Raw genomic sequence first — 17,781 nt, 5'->3', positions numbered from 1 at the left:
GCTATTCCCCGTCCTTTAGTGGCGGGGCCTGGACGACGCCGCGCTCTATCATGTCGTGAACTGTGGTAGGCTCGTAACCGAGTTCCTGAAGCAGACTGATCGAATTCTCACTAAGCAGCGGCGCAGCTCTGTCTACGGTGGTGTGAGCTCCATTGACCTTTACCGGCTGGGGAACCGACCGCGCTCGGCCAGTTGTATCATCTGTAACACCAAAGAAATCAATAGCCTGGAGGTGTGGATCATTCAGCAGATCTCCCAAAGAACTAACACGCGAATGCGGCACATCCAGCCGCTCAAAGGTGTTGATCCAGTCGTCGGTACTACGCTTTGGCATTACTTGAGCGAGGATTTCATACATCTCCGCCACATGGCTTGACCGACTTGAGGCGCTTTTGAACCACTCTTGATCGATCACGTCAGCGCGCTCGATCTCCTCAAGCGTGCTGCGCCAGTGAGCTTCAGTATATGGAAGAACCGCGACCCAACCGTCAGAGCTTTTGAACGGCCGGCGATGCCGGTTGAGCAGCCGGCGATACCCTGGTTTAGCGTCCTGTTCGAAAGATGCCGCGGCAAGATGCTCAGTCATCACGAAAGAGGTCATAACCTCGAACATTGGGACCTCGATTTCGACGCCCTGTCCCGTTTGGGCTTTGTGGTATAATGCTGCGGAAATGGCATTGGCCGCGTAGAGCGCTGCCACCTTATCTGCAATCACGCCCGGCACATATGCGGGCTCGGCACCTGTGTATGTCGGCAAGTGCGCAATACCTGATGCTGCCTGAATAACGTCGTCATAGGCTGGACGATCAGCATAGGGGCCATCGCTGCCAAAGCCGATGGCGGAACAATAAATGAGGCCGGGGTTTATGGCGCGCAGAGTCGCGGCATCGAACCCAAGTTTGTGCACCGCCTTCATACGCATGTTATGCAGGAAGACATCCGCCTGCGATATCAAGCGCTTCAAAACCTCGCGGCCCTCTTGGGTTTTCAAGTCTATAACGATGCTCTGTTTGTTGCGATTGCAGTTCACAAACATCGAGCTTTCGCCGGCTTCTGAACGAGGCTCGACATGTCGTGCTAGATCACCGCCGGGTGCCTCGATTTTAACAACGTCGGCTCCAAAATCTGCAAGTATCTGGCCCGCCATGGGACCCAATACAATCGTGGTCAGTTCGACCACGCGAACGCCTTTTAGAAGATCAAACACAATGGCCTCTGACGGGTTAGGGTAAGGTTCGGGAAATCGGCTTACGATACACGCGGCGACGAAAGTTTCCGTCGCCGCTATTGAAGGATTTACTCGTTCGCGACCCGTAGCTTTTCGACTTCGCTGCGGAAGGCCGCGAGCGCTTCGCTGCCCTTCTTGTCCCGGCTGTCGAGGTTTTTAGCCCAATCTTGGGCGACAGTTTCGAAGGATGCGTTGAGCCGCGCTGTCTCATCGTCAGAGAGACTGAAGACATTAACGCCCTTAGCAGAGAGGTCGTCGGCGAACTGAACCTCTGCTTCGTCAAACGCCAAGCAAGCGCTTTCCGTCACCTCTTGCCCGACGCGGGTCAGGACTTTCTGAACATCCTGGGGAAGGCTGTCCCACTTCTTTTCCGAGATGGAATAGGTAATCCCAACGGTGCCAAAATTCGCGTTCCGTGTAGCCGACCCTACGATCTGATCGAGACCATAGGAGAAGGTAGAGGTGAATGGCAAAAGAGCACCGTCGATTGTGCCTTTTGTCATGGCATCAAAAATCTCTGGCGGCGTCATGCGCACAGGAACGGCTTCGACCGACTGTAGCGACAATTCCATCGCGCCAGCATTCGAACGCAGCTTCATACCGTCGAATTCATCCAGCGATCCCACACCTGCCCGTTCTGAGAAAATTGCCTGGTAAGGTGAGAGTGCAACGTTGTAGAGCACGCGAACGCCAGCAGGCTGAAACTCGAGTTCGTCGAGCATCCCACCGGGTTGCACGAGGTTGCGGAACGCCAGCGATCCTTCGCAAGAAGTTGCGATTTCGCCGGGCAGCTCCACGACGCCCCCCAAAGGCATCTTCTCAGATACATAGGACGGCACGATATAGCCGATGTCTGCGATCCCGGCCTGAGTAATGGAAAGGATGTCCTTTGCTTTAGCAAGCTGCTGAGCAGGATAGTGTTCGAAGGCAACGCGGTCGCCCAGTTCTTCCTGCACCCGCGCCATGAACACGTCGGTCGTATTCTTGGTGATGATGTGGTCCGCTGGCAGACTGTCGGCGATCTTCAGTGTAATCTCTTGCGCAAACGCCGGGTTGATAGCGCTTACCGCCAGCAAAGAGATCGCAGTTAGGGTCGTTTTCATGATTTTACTCCTCCAGTTCATCATGTTTGGTAGAAATTGCCCTTAGCACTCGACGCGAGCGCCTTCTCCGTAAGGGGGGGCGTAACAAATGAGCACACGCACCGGCGTCTCACCAATGGCGGTGAAGGTGTGCGGCATGTCGGCGGCGAAAAAGCAGCTTTCTCCTGGCCCAATCTCTTGTTTGTGCGACCCAATGGTAACGGCCGCGCGGCCTTCGAGCATCCAGCAGAACTGATCAATTCCCGGATGTAAATGTGCGCTGGCGCCTTGGCCCGGCTCGATCCGTCCGATCAGAACTTCCATTTGGGTTGCGCCGGTTTCAGGAGAAACGAGACGACGATTTACAGTTCCGGAGTGTCCGCTTGGCGAATAGGGCTGCGCCATGTCTTCGGTCATGAAAAAAACGGATGGGTTCAGATCTGCAGCCTTTGGTTGCGTCATTTTCAGTGTCCTTTTTAGTTGTTGATTGTGCTGGGCAGCCACAGAACCAGCTGTGGAAACGCGATAAGCAATGCGATGATGATCAGATGGGTTACCACATGCGGCGCGACGCCACGGAAGATCTCTGATAGCGGTCTTCCGGCATAGCGGGCTACCACAAAGATGTTCATGCCCAGAGGCGGTGTGATCATGCCTACCTCAGCGGAGACGACGACGATCACGCCGAACCAGACCGGATCAAAACCCAAGGTGATGATGGCTGGCACCATGACGGGAACAGTCAGGATCAGAATGGCGAGCTGGTCCATGAAACAGCCAAGAACCAAGTAGAACAGGATGATCCCGGCCATCACGACATAGGGCGAAACGTTCAGCGTGGTGATCCACGTCACGAACTGTGGGGTTATCTGCCCCAATGTCAGCACATAGCCGAAGATGTGCGCGCCGATGATGATTAGGAAAATCATACATGTCGCGCGCACTGCACGAGACAGGGCGCCCCAAGTTCTTGCCCAGGTCAGCGAACGAAAAGCGGCAGCGATGACGAAGGCTCCGAATGCCCCGAGGCCAGCGGCCTCCGTGGGTGTTGCAACCCCGAGATAGATCGACCCTGTTACACATGCGAGTAAGGCGAGCATTGGGCCAATCTCGCGCAGGGCAAAAAGCTTTTCCCGCAGTGACCAACGCTTTGCCGCTGGGGCAATGGATGGATCGCGCGCCATGAGGGCGTAGATCGTTACGATGATACCAAAGGTCACCAGAACACCGGGGATAACGCCGCCAATCAGCAGCGACGCGATATTCACTTCGACGATAATGCCGTACAAGACCAAGGCAATCGAGGGCGGGATGAGCATGGCCAAAGTGCCCGAGACGGCCACCACGCCAGCTGAAAATTTGGCCTCATAGCCAGCTTTTTGCATGGCGGGTATTGATGTCGACGACAGAGCCGCAGCGGCCGCAGTCGAAGATCCGGAGATTGCACCAAAGCCAGCCCCGGCAAGGGCCGTGGCAACAGCCAGACCACCGGGCAAACGGCCAACCCAGATCGTAATCGCCTTGAACATCCGATCGGCGATGCCGCTTACGATCACAAACTCGGCCATCAGGATGAACAGCGGGACGGCGATTAGCTCATAACCGTTGGTCGTGGACAGTGGAGTGGTTGCTAGAACCGACAAGGCTGAGTTGAATCCGACAATAGCGACCAGTCCCACCATGCCTGAAAATGCAAGCGCGAGACCAACCGGAACGCCGAGGAACAGAAGAAAGAGAAGTCCGATAACGACAATCAGCGAGGTCATAATATTTCTTCCCCGGGTTCGGTGTGTTGAGCCCTGGAAAGCTTTTCACCGGTGAGAACGACTCGGATGGCCAAAAAGAGGCGCGCCAAACAGACAAGGGCCATCGCTACCGATCCGACCGGCACTAAGATGTAACTGAGCCATGCTGGCCAGGGCACAATGCTGGCGATCCGCTCGCTGTTAACAAAGCTTGTCCATGCTCTGTCCCATGAGACCCAGATAAGAAGTGAGAAGATGAACAGGCCGATGGTAGCACTGACTGCATCTGTCACGGCACGTTTTCGAACTGATAGGCGCAACACGAGAAGATCGACAGCGAGGTGCTCGTCGCGCCAATACGTTGGACCCACACCAAAGAAGAAAAGAGCGGGTGTCAGGTACAGGACGACGACGTCATGTGCGAAGAACACTGGCTTGCCAATGCCGTAGCGCAAGGAGACATCCGTGACGACGAGAAGCGTCAATGCTGCGATGGCAGTAACGGCAACAGCGGTGAATGCCGTGTCGATGATGTACATGGCTTTATTAATCATTTGATGCCTCCCGACCCGCTTATCTGGTCGCGGAGCGCCGTTATTGATCGAGTAAGCGCCTCGGCGATTGAGGCATGTCGGCCTTCCATGCGATAGTTCGGCCCGGCTACCGACAAACCAAGCTGGCGGCCTGCGACCTCCAGCATAACCCCCACGCCCGAAACCTCAGGAGTGAACTCGGTCGCGTTAAGGAACCAGCCACGCCGGCGGCCCTCAACGATCATTTGGAACAACTTGTCCGGATCGGTCACAGAATTATCGTTGGCACCGGAGTAGTCCATCGCCTCGAGTTCAGCCATTAATGCCTTGTCATCGAGCGCGGCGAGCAACGCCTTTCCAGATGACACAGCATAAATGGGACGCCGTTCACCGGGCTCAGCCGAGTATCGCACCCCCTGATCGGAAACCATTGTATCCAGGTAGATTAGGTCGTTACCGTCGCGAGCTGCCAGCAGCACCGTCTCTCCGGTTTCGGAGCGTAGTTTGGCCATTTGGTCGCGCACGCTGGCAAGAACCGGATCGCCATCGATGATGTTCTGGCTAACGTCGAATAGCCTCCGGGTGGGATAGAACCCACCTCTTGGGCGCACCTCGAAAAGGTATCCCTGTTCACGCAGCGTCTTAATTAGATTGCTGGTGCTAGAGACCGGTAGCGACAGGGCCGCCGACAGCCGCGTCAACGTTGCAGGCACTCGTTCATCCGAGAAAAACTCGAAAAAACGCAGCACGTTTTCGACCTGCTTTACAGACATACTCTCCCCCCATTTTAGCCGTTCATCCTTCTTGAAGGACGCTGCGTTTTTCACAAGTGTGAAATATATTCCTTGTGTAGAGAATTTCGTCGGACACGATATCTGTCAAGAACAAAGATCTAGAAGGGGTCCGTTGCATTAACGCCGCTTCGGCGCGGTAAAAGCAGGAACTGCGATCCTCAAGCGGCTTCCGGGAAGAGTTTGGCGACGAAATCGATCTCGTTTTCAACTCGGGCCTGCAGCTCTCGAACTGACCCATGCGGATGGTGCGGAAGGTTTCGATCCCGGAGAGCGCGGCCTTGGCACCGGCCATAGTCTGGAAGCCACGCATCGGTCGCAGCCGTTGTTTTATTGCAGCAAGATCGCTCTCGATCCGGTTGTTCAGGTACTTGTTATCGACATGGCGGATTGTGTGCTCTGGCCCGAGCCGGTCGTTGATCTCGTCGATCACTTTGGCGTAGCTGTGCGCCTTGTCAGTATGGTCAGGGGCTGATACAGGCGAACGGTCTCTCGGGCTTGCCTCAGAAACGCCCTCGCAGCCTTGGCATCTCGCGGCGCCGTCAGCCGAAAATCGATAAACTGGCCGAGCTGATCGACGGCACGCCATAGATAACACCGGCGTCCACCAACGCGGACGTAGGTCTCATCGACATGCCACTGCAGCCCGCGCTAGGAACGATGGCCACCATAGGCCCGTTTGCGGATCTCGGCGCCGAACTTCCTGACCCAGCGGCGCATAGGCATGATCGACAGCGACAAGCGCCACCGCTTCCCACCAAACATCATAGCACACACGGTTTAGCTGTATGAATGCAGCGATGCTTGAACGCCTCAGTGAATTTGACAAGGGGCACCGGGGGCGTAAATCGCGACGCGAGCCACAGACACCTATGAGACAGAGGCGGGCGCTTAATATGGTTGCCAATATAATGTAAAAAATTACGAGTCTTTGGTGAAAATTGCGCAAGCCGGCCGCCCCCAACGATCCCCGTTGTGCGCCTGTCGTCTCCGTGGGATACCCTGCCGCGACGCTACACCCTGCTACCGGGGTAGGTTCCCCATTGAAAGGAATATCACATGCGTTACATCACCGCCGCGGCCGCTTTCTCGGCCGCCTTTGTCTCCCCTCTCATGGCTCAAGAGAGGGGATCAGTCGCGCCGAAAGTACTGGTCGTGACCATGTTCGCGCAGGAAGCCGCCCCTTGGACCGAGAACGAGAATCTGACCACCGAAATTCCGGTCCTAGGGCTGAGCCAAGATTACCCGGCCGTCACCTGCAATGACGCGGGGCTTTGTATGATGACGACAGCCATGGGCTTCGCGAATGCCGCCAGTTCGGTCTCGGCGGTTGCGCTGAGCCCGAAGTTCGATTTGCAGCAGACCTATGTGGTGATCGCGGGAATTGCCGGTGTTGATCCCAAGGACGGCACTCTAGGTTCGGCGCATCGGGCAAAATTTGCGGTCGACGCGGATCTGAACCATCGGATCGATCCGCGCGAGACTCCTGACGATTGGAGCGATGACACCATCGGTTTGGGCGCTGGCGCGCCGGGCGAAAAGCCAAAATGGGGTTCGGGGACTGAGGTCTTTGCGCTGAACCCAGCCCTTGCGGAATTTGCTTATGAGACCACGAAGGATGTCCCACTGGCGGATGGGGAAGAGGCCAGCAGCTACAGGACGCATTACGCTGAAGTCGCCGCGCAGGGAAAACCTTTTGTCAGCCTTTGCGATACTCTTTCCAGCGACACTTATTGGCACGGGATCAAGATCGCCGATTCTAAGGAAAGATGGGTCTCTCTGCTGACCGACGATGCCGGCGACTATTACACCACGCAGATGGAGAACAATGCGACGCTGACCGCGCTGAAACGCGCGGACGAGGCCGGTTTGCTCGATTTTGACCGGGTGGCCGTTTTGCGCACCGGGTCCAATTTCGACCGCCAGGGGACGGACCAAACGGCCATCGCCTCGCTGCAGGCGAAATCAGGTGGCTTCCCGCTTGCCGCCGAAAATGCCTATCGTGTCGCCAAGAGCTACGCCGAAGCGATCATGTCGGACTGGAATGCCTGGAAAGAAGCACCGCAGGTGGACTAACGCCGAGACAGTAGCTTGAAACAAAAAAAATAACCGTCCTTCCAGCATTTGGCAGGGCGGTTTCTGCGTTTTGGGGGAAATTTTTTCGAGTAATTGGGTGTCACTGCGCCGTAATCAATCAGAATCTGATCCAGAATTATCCTTTTGTATCGAAAATTTAACGCCCAGCTGATTGCTATACTAGACCCTTCATTGGCGGTCGGATCTGTGGATAAGTTTCGGCCTCATGGGCAGGAGGTTGGTATGGACAACGAGTGCGAAACACCGCGCATCGGTTCTCCGTCTGATCCTAGAAAGTGAGAAGGGGGCGAGCCGATCAGCGCGGCTATTGGCGATGCTGCTTGGGAACCGGGGGTGACGAAAAGTCATACTAGATCGCTCTGCCGGAGATGTACTGACCGAACGCCCACATGGGCTTGAGACGCATGGCGTGATCATCCGGTCAACGGTGCCAGAACCCGTGCCAACAAAGCTCTATTGGCTGACTGGGTGGGGATATGCCGCTGAACCGATCATAAAGGGGTTGGGCCGCAGCCTCGCCAATGCACAACCCTACGCTGCCCCTGTCGCCGGCCTCTTTCATGCTATCGCTGAGAACAGTGCTTAATGTCGAGGCCGCAGAGGGCATGACAGCTCTGGTTCAGTTCTTCATCGGTACGGCCAAGTTCGCCGCCCACCTTCAAAATGGTAGGATGTCTGTGACACGCGGAGAAATTGACACCCCCGACCTGCATTTTACCGCCCCCGCTCCCCGCTCCTTGCGGTAGTGTTTTACGGCGACGAGGTTTCGGATACGGTCGACACCGAAATCATCGGCAAAACGGAGTTGTGCCGCAGGTTTATCGACCTGTTTGAACTCCCCATGTAATGGACAAGATAGCGTAGCCCTTCAGACCCCACCCTCTCCTGCCCATTGCACTTGCTGTTTGCGGAAGTTCTCTTGCCTCAGGCCGTGCTACGCAATTTCAAACCATCAAGCCGGTCCAAGACCGCCCTACTCACAATATCAACAATTGTCTGTGGGAAGGCTTTGGGTAAGGCGTTGGCAGCCGTTTCAAGGGCTTCGGGCGCTCTCGTCGCGATTTCGTCGATAAGGCCCGTGATTCGCTTTCTTGAAAGACCCGCGCGCATGGCCGTTTGCACGAAATGCCGCCCGTGAATCTGATCGAACCGATAGTGCCGGCTATTTCCAACCGACATCGCCAATTTCATCTGTTTCCGTTCAATTTGATGGGCATGCAATGCGCCTTCCGCCGTCAAGATGTCATAGAGTGGGGTCATGCGATAGCTGCCACCGGGGCCTAGGAACACACTGAAATTCTTGGCATGAGCGTCCGTTGCGCCCATCAGCCAGAAAATGAGCTGCGCTTTGAGAAAAATGTCCTGATCCTCGATCGGTGTATCGCTACCCTTAAGCAAGTTCAAAACGTCGTACATGCCGGGGCCACCTTCATTCTGGTACTTTAGCGTCGGCGGTACAGAGAGTGCCTGACAGCAATCTTCCTGCGGCAGACGTAGTAAACGCCCATCTTTCGTCCAGCGTCGATCAAAACGCTCGATGACTAGAGCCTTAGTTTCCCCGAAAGTTTCTATGCTAGCGGCGTTCACAGGCAGACCAAATGCAGCGGTGAGTAGCAGGCAATAGTATTCGTTCTCAACGCTGTCTGAGAGATCGACACCATTGGGAAGCTTTCCGATTTGCGTCTTTATCAGATGGGTGGTGGGCGTCGTGCCGTGGGGCTTGAGCCATTGACCATCGTGCCAGAGCAGGGCTGTCTTCTCTTGCGCCCCCGCCACTGAAATTCTGAAAGCATCGTCGCGGGTTAAGCCGAGGGGCGCTTGGCCTAATCCGTTCAGAATCTTCTCAATTGCAACCGCATCGACGGCTTCGCCCTCAATCCTGCCAACAGCATCAGGTACCTCTTCGTCTTCTGCGATAAATTGAAGTGCGCCCACGCAGTCATGGCCGATCTTGGTCAGCATGTTGTAGGCGTCCGTGCCTCTTGCGCCGACCTTTTCAGCGACGAGACGACGAAGCCTGTCTGAATCAGGTAGCAAGTTCTCGAAGACAGCAGAGACGGCTTGGCCGCGATAGGGCACCTCGCTTAGCGGCAGCGAAAGAGAGAGCGGCATAGCATGCTCCCAATTTAGCCAATCTTCAGCGTACGCATATTCGATGGCCCCATTTGCCCGGCGTGTGAGCATCCCAACGCGGCGATTATTCGTATATACATGCAAGGGCGCATGGGCTCGACGTCGAGCCATCAGAACAACTCCTCGATATCACTGGCATGTCCCTTAGAACGTGGTCCAATTCTGAATTCGAGATCGAGAGCTGCAAAGATAGCTAAAATTGATTCGAGCCTAGCGGACTTTGCTCCACTCTCTATCATTGAAATGGTTGCTTGACGTAGGCCCGCCCGCTCGCCGAGCTGCATCTGCGACCAGGCGCGCTTCTTTCGCGCCCGTTGGATAATGGAACCAATTTGTTTTGGTGTACGCGCAAGATCGTTCATGCCAACTATATACGCCAAAGCGCATTATTTGTAAATATACGCGTTAGCGCATATGGAGGATTTATACGCCAAGCCGTATGACGTCAAGTTTCCCGCAGGTGTATTAGAGCTGAAGCAAAAAAAGAAAGGCCCGCGATGTGGAGAGCCTAGTCGACCGAAAAGGACACCCTAAAGCAGTGCCATGTGAGTGATGTCAGAAGCGCAGCAGCCCAAAGAAAGCAGAGACGCCCCAGCCCACCGAAATCGCAACCGATCATACCGCGCGAAAGGGGCCCATCACATTTGGGCCAATGTGATAGAACTAAAAAATGTCAAAGTCTACTCACAGCCACTCTTCACGCCGCACCTTAGCTGAAGCCTTGTTCCTGCTCTGCATCACACCCAGAAGTCTCGCACGAGCAACTTCTAACCGCGCGCATAGCCTGCTATCTCTTCTTATCCCCCACGAGAAACCCATGGCGTAGGCCATCCACCCCATGTTAGAAAATGTGCCACGGGCAGCGCAACTTACGGGAATGGCCATGAGCTTCAAGCTAAGCATCGACACAGAAGCAGACGCGTTCTCTATCAAGGTAGATAATGTCGTAGCAGAAGATCGAGACCTTGTTGCGACCAGATTGACAGAGGTTGCAGACCTCTTTCGCGCGATCATCGCATCCGACGCGGCGGCAAAAAACCTTACCGACGATGAGCTAACGCGACTGCAACCGGGCTTGGCTGCACTAGAGATGAAATACAAACTTCTTATTTACCAAGCCACTCAACAAGCTATAGCAGCTAAAGCAGTTGCTGAAGGCCGCGAAACGATTGCCGAGCATGGGTTCCTAGAGCTTGACGATGTCTAGCCCCAAATCAGCTTCAGTTCATTTCGGGGCAAACCGAGTTGCCATGGCTCTCACGGAGAACATATCGGGCCATTTGAGGAAAGTCCTACAAAGCACTTCCATCAAACCGGTATCGCGCAACGAATACGTTAAACACCTTCGATCATCGATGATCGCCACCGACAACTTAGGCTTATTGAACGATGCAGTAGAGCCCGTGTTGAGCAGAACGGCCCTTGATGGGTTTGAGCACATTGTCATCAGCGAACACGCACTTTTGGGGCCTGTGAGCGAGATGCTTACCAAAAGGACCATGTTCCCCAAAGCCAAGCGCCGGGTGCAGAACATCGATCGCGCTTTTTCGGATCGCAGCCTCAATTTGCATCTGGCCATAGCACCCCAAGCTGAATGCTGGGCGGCGCTGCTTGCCGATGACGATTTTTCGCCGGCCCGCTCTGATAATTCGGCCCCAGTGCATTCATGGGCCAATCTCGTTTCTCGCATCACAGCGGCTTGCCCAAGAGCACAGGTCACAGTTTGGAATTTTGAACAACCAGAAAAAGTTGTGCTGCCGTTCTTATCAGCTCTTTTGGGCATAGATGGCGATCGTCTTGATCGCAAAACACGAACCGCAACCACGCAACATGCATGCCAGCAGCTCAAGAATGCTAAGCTGTTGAGCAAGATTATCCAGCTCGATGAAGACCTTCAAACCCGTATGGATGTGCAATATGAACTCGACCTTACGACTCTTGCAGCCATGCCGAAAGTGACCCTTATCGAGTGATAAGCGTAACCAGGCTAAGGCGCAAAATTAAGCAAAGGCTTGGCCCGGGCTCCTCTCTAAGTCTCTTGGTAAGAAATCGCGCCGAAACGATCTTGAAGTAAGGCAGCCTAGCGTCTGCCTATGCAACAGCATGCATCCTTGTTCATATCAATCCGATTGCGACACCAAAAGAACCTCAAAAGTTACGCAGACTCGGTTCAAGAGCGGTGACAACTCTCCGCAGATAGGTGCGCCATCAAAGCCGACTGCAATTACGTTTTGGGCTGTAGAACCGACCAGCAGGACTTCAGTGGCAATATCGTTCAGGGCTGACCGGCCTTTCAGTCTGGTGCCGACCAAACTGCCCAGACCTTTTACGGTACTTCCGGACAGTCCTGCGGCCGCCGAACATTTTGCGATTCCCTCGTTAAGCAATTCGTTTGGTCGAATTGTTCCAAGTACTGCATTAGGGTTGTCCACCTGGCCAGTACCGTTTGGGTGGAACAAGATGAACCCTGTTTCATGGTCCGATGCACTTTCGAACATCGCCCCTTCCAGGGTCCAAACATCCACCATGTGATCAACTGCCAGAACAGTTTTCTCCGCCAGAAGATGCCCCGCGTGAAAGGTCCCGTCCTCCGCGCGCCACATCCCGTGAACATGCGCAAACGCTTCTCCGTCCCGACGCCCTAGATGCGCACCGGTTTGGCGAATTATCGCGTTGCGCAAAACCTTCTCATCACTGTACCACACTACATGGCTGTCATCAGAAGCCGGTGCGGGACAAACGAAGGTGAGTATCTCGGTCGATACGTCAGTCAAGTCGAACCAAGCGCCTTTACCATTAGCAGCATCGATCATGGCCTGCATAAGGGTCAATCCCGCGGATAACTTCACCCGACGGCGTGTTGCACGACACGGTACGGCGCTGACACGCGCAGGCGTTGGCCGTCCAGGATGCTGTACCCGTCGTGCCTCAGGCACCCGCAAGCTCCCCGCGCTTAGCCAGCTCGGCCCTGATTATCTTCTTAGTGATCTTGCCATAGCCCGATTTCGGCATCTCATCCCAAAAGACGACGGTTTTCGGCATCTTATAGCGCGGCAGTTTGTCCCCCAGCCAATTGAGCACCTCATCAGCCTCCGGCGCGGCGCCCTTAGCGACACAGACGGCGATCCCGACCTCGCCCCAGGTCGACTCCAGCATCCCCAGAACGGCGCATTCGCTAATGGCCGGATGTTGCAGGATCTTTTCCTCGATCTCACGCGGGTAGATGTTGGACCCGCCCGAGATATACATGTCCGACGCTCGATCGGTAAGGTAGAGAAAACCTTCGGCATCCATATGCCCTAGGTCGCCGGTCAGGAACCATCCGTCGCGGAACGCTTTGGCATTGGCCTCGGGGTTGTTGTAATAGCCAGCAAAAACCGCCGGTCCGATCACGGCCACTTCACCAGTCTCGCCTGAAGCGACCTCTTTGCCCGCGGCATCCTGCACCTGAACCTGCATCCCTGTGCGCGCAAAGCCGCAGGTGCCGATCCGCATCATGGCATCATCGGCGGAGTGCTGTGCCGGGGGCAAGACGGTGATATTGCCCGTGACCTCGCCCAGGCCGAAATACTGCACCAGAACGGGACCCAAAACCTCGATCGCGCGGATTTGGTCGGCCCGGTACATTGGCGCCCCGGCATAGATCATATAGCGCAGGCTGGAATGGTCATGCTCATGAACCGAAGGATGCTCGACCAGCATCTTAACGATCGTCGGCACGGTAAAGGCATTCGTCACACGCCACTTGGCAACCAAGCGCCAAACCTCAGCGGGGTCGAACTTTGCGCCCCCGGGGACAATGGTTTTCACCCCATGTGCCACCTGCGTCAACTGGTGGATGCCCGCCCCGTGGGACAAGGGCGCGACTACGATGGAAGCATCACCCGGCCCGGTCCCCGGCATCAGGTCGCACAAATGGTTGGTGATCACAAAGGCCAATTGGCCATGGGTCAACACCGCCGCCTTCGGCTTGCCAGTCGTGCCGGAAGTAAAAAAGAACCACGCGGGATCGTCGCGATCCACCTCGGCCACGGTGACCGGCATCTTAGCGAACTCGGCCACAAGCGCGTCGTAATCACCCTCCCCCTCACCACCGATCGTGACGGTGAAGTCGACGCCCTTGCAGGCCGCAATATGCCCGGCGAACTCAGCCCCCGCCAACAGCCCTTTGGCCCCCGAAGACATGGCAAGCCATGCGACCTCCTCCGGCGTTTGGCGGAAATTGGCGGGCACCCAAACGCAGCCGAGCTTCCAACAGGCAAAAGCCGCTTCGAACATCTGATTGCAATTGGCAGATTGCACCAGCAAGCGGTCACCTTTACGCATGCCATAGCGGTCACGCAGGGCAGCGGCGAAGGCCGTGGCGCGGGCTTCCAACTCGGACCAAGCCCAAGTGTCTTCGCCCCAGACCAGCCCAATCTCCTCAGGATGACGTCGAGCGGATTCAGTCAAAAACTGCGAGAGATTCATGACGCGGGTAGAGACAGGCTGCATCACGCCACCCGCTCAAGGATCGAGGCATAGGAGGCCACCGCCGCCCCGCCCATGTTAAACACCCCCGCAAGCTCGGCATCGGGGATTTGCATGCCGCCCGCCTCGCCCATCAACTGCATTGCCGCCATGACATGCATCGACACGCCCGTGGCCCCAATCGGGTGACCCTTCGACTTTAACCCGCCCGAGGGGTTCACCGGCAGCCGCCCGTCCTTGCCGGTCCAACCTTCGCGAATGGCGCGGCTGCCTTGGCCCGGCTTGGTCAAACCCATCGCCTCGTATTCCAGCAACTCCGCCACGGTGAAACAGTCGTGGGTTTCCACGAGGCTCAGGTCGTCCAGTGTCAGCCCGCTTGCCGCGAAGGCCTGCACCCACGCCCGCCGCGCGCCGTCAAAACGGGTGATGTCCCGCCGCGACAGCGCCAGCGGTTCATTGGTATGGCTGCGGGCGCGGAAACGAATGGCGCGCCGCAACTGGGCCGCCACCTCAGGTGCTGCTACGACCATCGCCGCCGCCCCGTCAGAGACCAGCGAGCAATCCGTGCGCCGCAGGGGGCCAGCCACGAGCGGGTTCTTCTCGGACACGGTATTGCAAAAGGCCACATCGAAATCTCGCTGCATATGGGCAAGGGGGTTTTGCATTCCGTTGTGATGGTTCTTCGCGGCGATCATCGCCAGCGCCTCAGACTGATCCCCATAGCGCTGGAAATAGCTGCCCGCGATCTGCCCAAAAAGCCCGGCAAAACCACCGCCAACACCCGCTTCCTCAACCCGGTAAGACGCGCCGAGCAGGATGTCCCCCAACTCCGCGCCCGGTGTGGCGGTCATCTTCTCAGCCCCGACGACCAAGGCGATCTTGCCCCGGCCGCTGGCGATGAAATCCATCGCCCCGTGCAAGGCTGCGGAGCCGGTCGCGCAGGCATTCTCGTAACGTGTGGCTGGAACGCGGGCCAAGGCCTCATTCCCCATGCCAATGAGCGCGCCCTGAAAATCCTGATCCGAGAAACCGTTATTGAAGACACCGACAAAGATGCCATCTACGTCTTCGGCCTCGACGCCCGCATGGGCCAAGGCCGGGCCTGTCACCTCGGCCATCAGTGCCTCAGTATCGGGTGCCTCGCTTTTTCCAAAGGCACTATGGGCCCAGCCCACGATATAGGGGTCCGTCATCATTTATCCTCCTTCAGTACCGGCTGCGGCATCCTGCGCGCCAACCGGATTTCAATTTCCTGCGCTTCGCGCTTCAACAATTCGGCCAGTTCGCCATCGCGCGGCGGCAGCATTCGGTTTTCGATCGCGGCAATCGACATGGCGCCCGCAACGGATCCGTCTGGGCGGCAAAGCGCCACGCCGATGCCCCAGCTACCCGGCACGATCCGTCCGGGGTTCAAAGCAAAACCTCGCTCCCGTGTCCGCGCCACATCACTGCGCAAAAGGTCGGCGTCATAATCCGGGTAGTCGCTGGCCATCCGCTCAGCATTATCTCTGAGCACCAATTCGACCTCCGCATCCGGCAGCGCGCTCAGCATCGCGAGGGAGCCTGCGCCAATGCCCAAAGGGTGCTGCGCGCCGGTCTCAAGCGCATGGGTCCGGATCGGGAAAGCCCCGTCTTCGCGATGCAGGCAAACCGCAGCCGAGCCGCGCCGCATGTTAACGAAGGCCGTGTCGCCGCTCACCTGCGCCAGCCGGACAGCCGCGTCCGCCGCAATCTCCAACAGCCCATGTCGCGGGGTCGCGAGCGTGCCAAGAACATAGCTTTCCTCCCCCAAATAATAGAGCCGCGTGGCGCAGTCCTGTTCCACCAGACCGCGCCGAATGAGCGCGAGCATCAGCCGCCGCACCGTGGGTTTGCCCAGACCGGACGCCTCGATTAACTCGGACAAAGTCGCGCCCCGCCCTGCCGCGCGCCCAGTAACCTGCAAAAGCGCTAGGGCACGGTCCACCGCTTGACTGCCACTGGCGGGGGTCGCCTGATCTCCGCCGTTCATAATATGGACCTCTTTTGTCGGCATTCCGGGGTTTAGACACAAAGAACTGCGCATTCTTCCATTGATTGCAAGAAATATCTTGCCCGAACAGCTGAACTCTGTTCCATATTATGGCTCAATGAGGGAGGAACTATTATGAAAATGATTTCAAAGGCGGGCTTCGCCGCAATTTTCGCAACCGCCGTCTTCTCCGGCGCGGTCAGCGCCGACACCCTGCGTCTGTCGCATAACACCGGCGACACCACGACCTGGCACAAGGGGGCCGAAAAATTCGGTGAGCTTCTGTCTGAGAAAACAGACGGCGCCTATGACGTACGCGTCTTCCCCAACGCGCAGCTTTCCGGTGGCGACCAAATGAAACAGGCCGAAATGGTGGGCCGCGGGGCGCTTGACCTCGTCGTCACCTCCGCAATCAACGTGACCCCCTTGGTGCCCGAAATGGCCGTTTTCTCGCTGCCCTATCTCTATGCCAACTACGATCAGGTGGACGCGACCACCCAAGGCGAACCGGCGAAACTGCTCGAAGACATTTTGCGCGACAAAGGTATCGAGGTGCTGGCTTGGGGCGAAAACGGCTTCCGCGAGGTCACCAACAATGTCCGCCCAATCAAGACCCCCGAAGACATGAAGGGTCTGAACATGCGCGTCGCCGGACCGATGTATATCGACGTGATGAACGCGCTCGGCGCCAACCCGCAGCAGATGCAATGGGGCGAGACGATGACCGCGCTTCAACAGGGCGTGGTCGATGGTCAGGAAAACCCGATCGGGGCCGTGATCATTCCCCAGCAGGTCTTCGAGGTGCAAAAACACCTGACCGCTTGGCACTACTCCTATGACCCGATCTTCCTTGGCGTCTCGACCGAAGTCTGGGGCGATTTGGACGAGGCGACCCAAGAGCAGATGCGCGCAGCCGCAACCGAAGCCATGGAATACCAGCGCGAGATCACCCGCGAAGGCACTGCCGAGGGCGTCGCGTTCCTACGTGACAAAGGGATGGAGGTGTACGAGCCCTCCGAGGAGGAACTGGCCGCTTTCCGCCAAGCGACCAAACCCGCTTTTGACACTTGGGCCGCCAAAGTGGGCACCGACATCGTCGGTAGCTTCCAAGACGCCATCGCCGCGACGCCCGCGAACTAAAGCTTCGGCGCGGCCCTGCACCGGGGCCGCGCCGATCAGGGAGGGTCGGAGCCATGCGATTTCTACTGAACGAGTTTGAAAAGATCGTCTGTGCCGTGCTGTTTCTTGGCATGACGCTGATCGGTTTCATCAATGTTGTGGTCCGCTATGCAACGCATTATTCCTTCGCCGCCTCGGAAGAGCTGTTGACCAACGGCTTTCTGCTGCTGACCGTCTTTGGCGCAGCGATTGCCGCGCGGCGGGGGCAGCATCTGGCGGTCACGATCGTTCACGATTTCCTGCCCCGCCCTGCAGCCCGGGCCGTGTTTCTGCTGTCGGTAATCCTCTCGGTCCTCCTTCTGGCGGCCTCCGCTTGGTTCTCTTGGGCCACCTTGATGAACCAGATCGGCAGCGGCATCCGCAGCTATGCACTCGGCGTGCCTGCCTGGTGGTATCAGATCGGCCTGCCCTTCGGCTTTGCGCTAATCATCATTCGTTACCTGCAACATGCCGCAGAAATCTGGCGCGCGACGCGCCAAGAACCGCGGGCATAATCCAGTGTTTGATATCTT

17 protein-coding genes and 1 pseudogene are annotated in these 17,781 nt (G+C 56.9%); 5 read left to right on the top strand and 13 right to left on the bottom strand.

Features of this window, described 5'->3' with window-relative positions:
- Nucleotide 1: 1 nt before the first annotated feature.
- The 7 genes and pseudogenes from ACSQ16_RS00180 to ACSQ16_RS00150 form a co-directional block, all read right to left on the bottom strand.
- Nucleotides 2-1,207, bottom strand: a complete 1,206-nt coding sequence (locus ACSQ16_RS00180; RefSeq protein WP_435988289.1) for a CaiB/BaiF CoA transferase family protein — start codon at nucleotides 1,205-1,207, stop codon at nucleotides 2-4.
- Nucleotides 1,208-1,296: 89 nt separating this feature from the next.
- The gene (gene dctP / locus ACSQ16_RS00175) at nucleotides 1,297-2,331 is read right to left on the bottom strand and encodes a TRAP transporter substrate-binding protein DctP (protein ID WP_435988288.1); all 1,035 of its coding nucleotides are present in this window, start codon (nucleotides 2,329-2,331) and stop codon (nucleotides 1,297-1,299) included.
- A 42-nt stretch (nucleotides 2,332-2,373) separates the two neighbouring features.
- Nucleotides 2,374-2,772: a cupin domain-containing protein gene (locus tag ACSQ16_RS00170; RefSeq protein ID WP_435988287.1), complete on the bottom strand. Its 399-nt coding sequence runs from the start codon at nucleotides 2,770-2,772 to the stop codon at nucleotides 2,374-2,376.
- Nucleotides 2,773-2,786: 14 nt separating this feature from the next.
- Complete coding sequence (locus tag ACSQ16_RS00165; RefSeq protein ID WP_435988286.1) at nucleotides 2,787-4,076, bottom strand: TRAP transporter large permease; 1,290 nt, start codon at nucleotides 4,074-4,076, stop codon at nucleotides 2,787-2,789.
- Complete coding sequence (locus ACSQ16_RS00160; protein WP_435988285.1) at nucleotides 4,073-4,609, bottom strand: TRAP transporter small permease subunit; 537 nt, start codon at nucleotides 4,607-4,609, stop codon at nucleotides 4,073-4,075. The genes ACSQ16_RS00165 and ACSQ16_RS00160 overlap by 4 nt, the downstream gene beginning before the upstream one ends.
- A complete protein-coding gene (locus ACSQ16_RS00155) occupies nucleotides 4,606-5,361 on the bottom strand; it encodes an IclR family transcriptional regulator (RefSeq protein WP_435988284.1) in 756 nt (251 codons plus the stop codon). The genes ACSQ16_RS00160 and ACSQ16_RS00155 overlap by 4 nt, the downstream gene beginning before the upstream one ends.
- Nucleotides 5,362-5,383: 22 nt before the next feature.
- A pseudogene (locus ACSQ16_RS00150) lies at nucleotides 5,384-6,024 on the bottom strand (IS6 family transposase).
- 414 nt (nucleotides 6,025-6,438) lie between these two features.
- Between ACSQ16_RS00150 and ACSQ16_RS00145 the strand changes: the two are divergent.
- Nucleotides 6,439-7,455: a purine-nucleoside phosphorylase gene (locus ACSQ16_RS00145; RefSeq protein WP_435988283.1), complete on the top strand. Its 1,017-nt coding sequence runs from the start codon at nucleotides 6,439-6,441 to the stop codon at nucleotides 7,453-7,455.
- Between the two features lie 945 nt (nucleotides 7,456-8,400).
- Here the strand turns inward: ACSQ16_RS00145 and ACSQ16_RS00140 are convergent.
- Both ACSQ16_RS00140 and ACSQ16_RS00135 read right to left on the bottom strand, forming a co-directional pair.
- On the bottom strand, nucleotides 8,401-9,720 hold the full coding sequence (locus ACSQ16_RS00140) for a type II toxin-antitoxin system HipA family toxin (RefSeq protein ID WP_435988282.1): 1,320 nt from the start codon (nucleotides 9,718-9,720) through the stop codon (nucleotides 8,401-8,403).
- Nucleotides 9,720-9,971, bottom strand: a complete 252-nt coding sequence (locus ACSQ16_RS00135; protein WP_435988281.1) for a helix-turn-helix domain-containing protein — start codon at nucleotides 9,969-9,971, stop codon at nucleotides 9,720-9,722. Before ACSQ16_RS00135 ends, ACSQ16_RS00140 begins: the two co-directional genes overlap by 1 nt.
- Before the next feature lie 521 nt (nucleotides 9,972-10,492).
- Between ACSQ16_RS00135 and ACSQ16_RS00130 the strand changes: the two genes are divergently transcribed.
- Both ACSQ16_RS00130 and ACSQ16_RS00125 read left to right on the top strand, forming a co-directional pair.
- Nucleotides 10,493-10,816, top strand: a complete 324-nt coding sequence (locus ACSQ16_RS00130; RefSeq protein ID WP_435988280.1) for a hypothetical protein — start codon at nucleotides 10,493-10,495, stop codon at nucleotides 10,814-10,816.
- A 148-nt stretch (nucleotides 10,817-10,964) separates the two neighbouring features.
- Nucleotides 10,965-11,582 carry a hypothetical protein gene (locus tag ACSQ16_RS00125; protein WP_435988279.1) on the top strand — a complete coding sequence of 206 codons (618 nt, stop codon included), beginning with the start codon at nucleotides 10,965-10,967 and terminating at the stop codon, nucleotides 11,580-11,582.
- A gap of 147 nt (nucleotides 11,583-11,729) precedes the next feature.
- Here the strand turns inward: ACSQ16_RS00125 and ACSQ16_RS00120 are convergent, their stop codons facing one another.
- From ACSQ16_RS00120 to ACSQ16_RS00105, 4 genes are all read right to left on the bottom strand, one after another.
- Entirely contained in the window at nucleotides 11,730-12,431 is a 702-nt protein-coding gene (locus ACSQ16_RS00120; protein WP_435988444.1) for a hypothetical protein, read from the bottom strand.
- 106 nt (nucleotides 12,432-12,537) lie between these two features.
- Nucleotides 12,538-14,103 (bottom strand): acyl-CoA synthetase, encoded by a 1,566-nt coding sequence (locus ACSQ16_RS00115; RefSeq protein WP_435988278.1) that lies wholly within the window; start codon nucleotides 14,101-14,103, stop codon nucleotides 12,538-12,540.
- Nucleotides 14,103-15,272 carry an acetyl-CoA acetyltransferase gene (locus tag ACSQ16_RS00110; RefSeq protein WP_435988439.1) on the bottom strand — a complete coding sequence of 390 codons (1,170 nt, stop codon included), beginning with the start codon at nucleotides 15,270-15,272 and terminating at the stop codon, nucleotides 14,103-14,105. The genes ACSQ16_RS00115 and ACSQ16_RS00110 overlap by 1 nt, the downstream gene beginning before the upstream one ends.
- Entirely contained in the window at nucleotides 15,272-16,090 is an 819-nt protein-coding gene (locus ACSQ16_RS00105; protein WP_435988277.1) for an IclR family transcriptional regulator, read from the bottom strand. Before ACSQ16_RS00105 ends, ACSQ16_RS00110 begins: the two co-directional genes overlap by 1 nt.
- 135 nt (nucleotides 16,091-16,225) lie before the next feature.
- Between ACSQ16_RS00105 and ACSQ16_RS00100 the strand changes: the two genes are divergently transcribed.
- Together ACSQ16_RS00100 and ACSQ16_RS00095 are read left to right on the top strand one after the other, a co-directional pair.
- Nucleotides 16,226-17,230 carry a DctP family TRAP transporter solute-binding subunit gene (locus ACSQ16_RS00100; RefSeq protein WP_435988276.1) on the top strand — a complete coding sequence of 335 codons (1,005 nt, stop codon included), beginning with the start codon at nucleotides 16,226-16,228 and terminating at the stop codon, nucleotides 17,228-17,230.
- Between the two features lie 53 nt (nucleotides 17,231-17,283).
- Nucleotides 17,284-17,763, top strand: a complete 480-nt coding sequence (locus ACSQ16_RS00095; protein WP_435988275.1) for a TRAP transporter small permease — start codon at nucleotides 17,284-17,286, stop codon at nucleotides 17,761-17,763.
- The last annotated feature ends 18 nt before the right edge of the window (nucleotides 17,764-17,781 follow it).

Origin of the sequence: Sulfitobacter sp. SH24 (assembly GCF_965641895.1) — a bacterium.
GTDB classification, from domain to species: Bacteria; Pseudomonadota; Alphaproteobacteria; order Rhodobacterales; family Rhodobacteraceae; genus Sulfitobacter; species Sulfitobacter dubius.
This window is presented reverse-complemented; position numbering and strand designations above follow the sequence as displayed.

Bases quoted from the DNA above. Each gene is read 5' to 3' on its own strand.
- dctP (WP_435988288.1), bottom strand. From the start codon at position 2,331: ATGAAAACGACCCTAACTGCGATCTCTTTGCTGGCGGTAAGCGCTATC.
- ACSQ16_RS00145 (WP_435988283.1), top strand. From the start codon at position 6,439: ATGCGTTACATCACCGCCGCGGCCGCTTTCTCGGCCGCCTTTGTCTCC.
- ACSQ16_RS00165 (WP_435988286.1), bottom strand. From the start codon at position 4,076: ATGACCTCGCTGATTGTCGTTATCGGACTTCTCTTTCTTCTGTTCCTC.
- ACSQ16_RS00115 (WP_435988278.1), bottom strand. From the start codon at position 14,103: ATGCAGCCTGTCTCTACCCGCGTCATGAATCTCTCGCAGTTTTTGACT.
- ACSQ16_RS00120 (WP_435988444.1), bottom strand. From the start codon at position 12,431: ATGCAGGCCATGATCGATGCTGCTAATGGTAAAGGCGCTTGGTTCGAC.
- ACSQ16_RS00135 (WP_435988281.1), bottom strand. From the start codon at position 9,971: ATGAACGATCTTGCGCGTACACCAAAACAAATTGGTTCCATTATCCAA.
- ACSQ16_RS00140 (WP_435988282.1), bottom strand. From the start codon at position 9,720: ATGGCTCGACGTCGAGCCCATGCGCCCTTGCATGTATATACGAATAAT.
- ACSQ16_RS00100 (WP_435988276.1), top strand. From the start codon at position 16,226: ATGAAAATGATTTCAAAGGCGGGCTTCGCCGCAATTTTCGCAACCGCC.
- ACSQ16_RS00130 (WP_435988280.1), top strand. From the start codon at position 10,493: ATGAGCTTCAAGCTAAGCATCGACACAGAAGCAGACGCGTTCTCTATC.
- ACSQ16_RS00155 (WP_435988284.1), bottom strand. From the start codon at position 5,361: ATGTCTGTAAAGCAGGTCGAAAACGTGCTGCGTTTTTTCGAGTTTTTC.
- ACSQ16_RS00170 (WP_435988287.1), bottom strand. From the start codon at position 2,772: ATGACGCAACCAAAGGCTGCAGATCTGAACCCATCCGTTTTTTTCATG.
- ACSQ16_RS00125 (WP_435988279.1), top strand. From the start codon at position 10,965: ATGATCGCCACCGACAACTTAGGCTTATTGAACGATGCAGTAGAGCCC.
- ACSQ16_RS00110 (WP_435988439.1), bottom strand. From the start codon at position 15,272: ATGACGGACCCCTATATCGTGGGCTGGGCCCATAGTGCCTTTGGAAAA.
- ACSQ16_RS00160 (WP_435988285.1), bottom strand. From the start codon at position 4,609: ATGATTAATAAAGCCATGTACATCATCGACACGGCATTCACCGCTGTT.
- ACSQ16_RS00105 (WP_435988277.1), bottom strand. From the start codon at position 16,090: ATGAACGGCGGAGATCAGGCGACCCCCGCCAGTGGCAGTCAAGCGGTG.
- ACSQ16_RS00095 (WP_435988275.1), top strand. From the start codon at position 17,284: ATGCGATTTCTACTGAACGAGTTTGAAAAGATCGTCTGTGCCGTGCTG.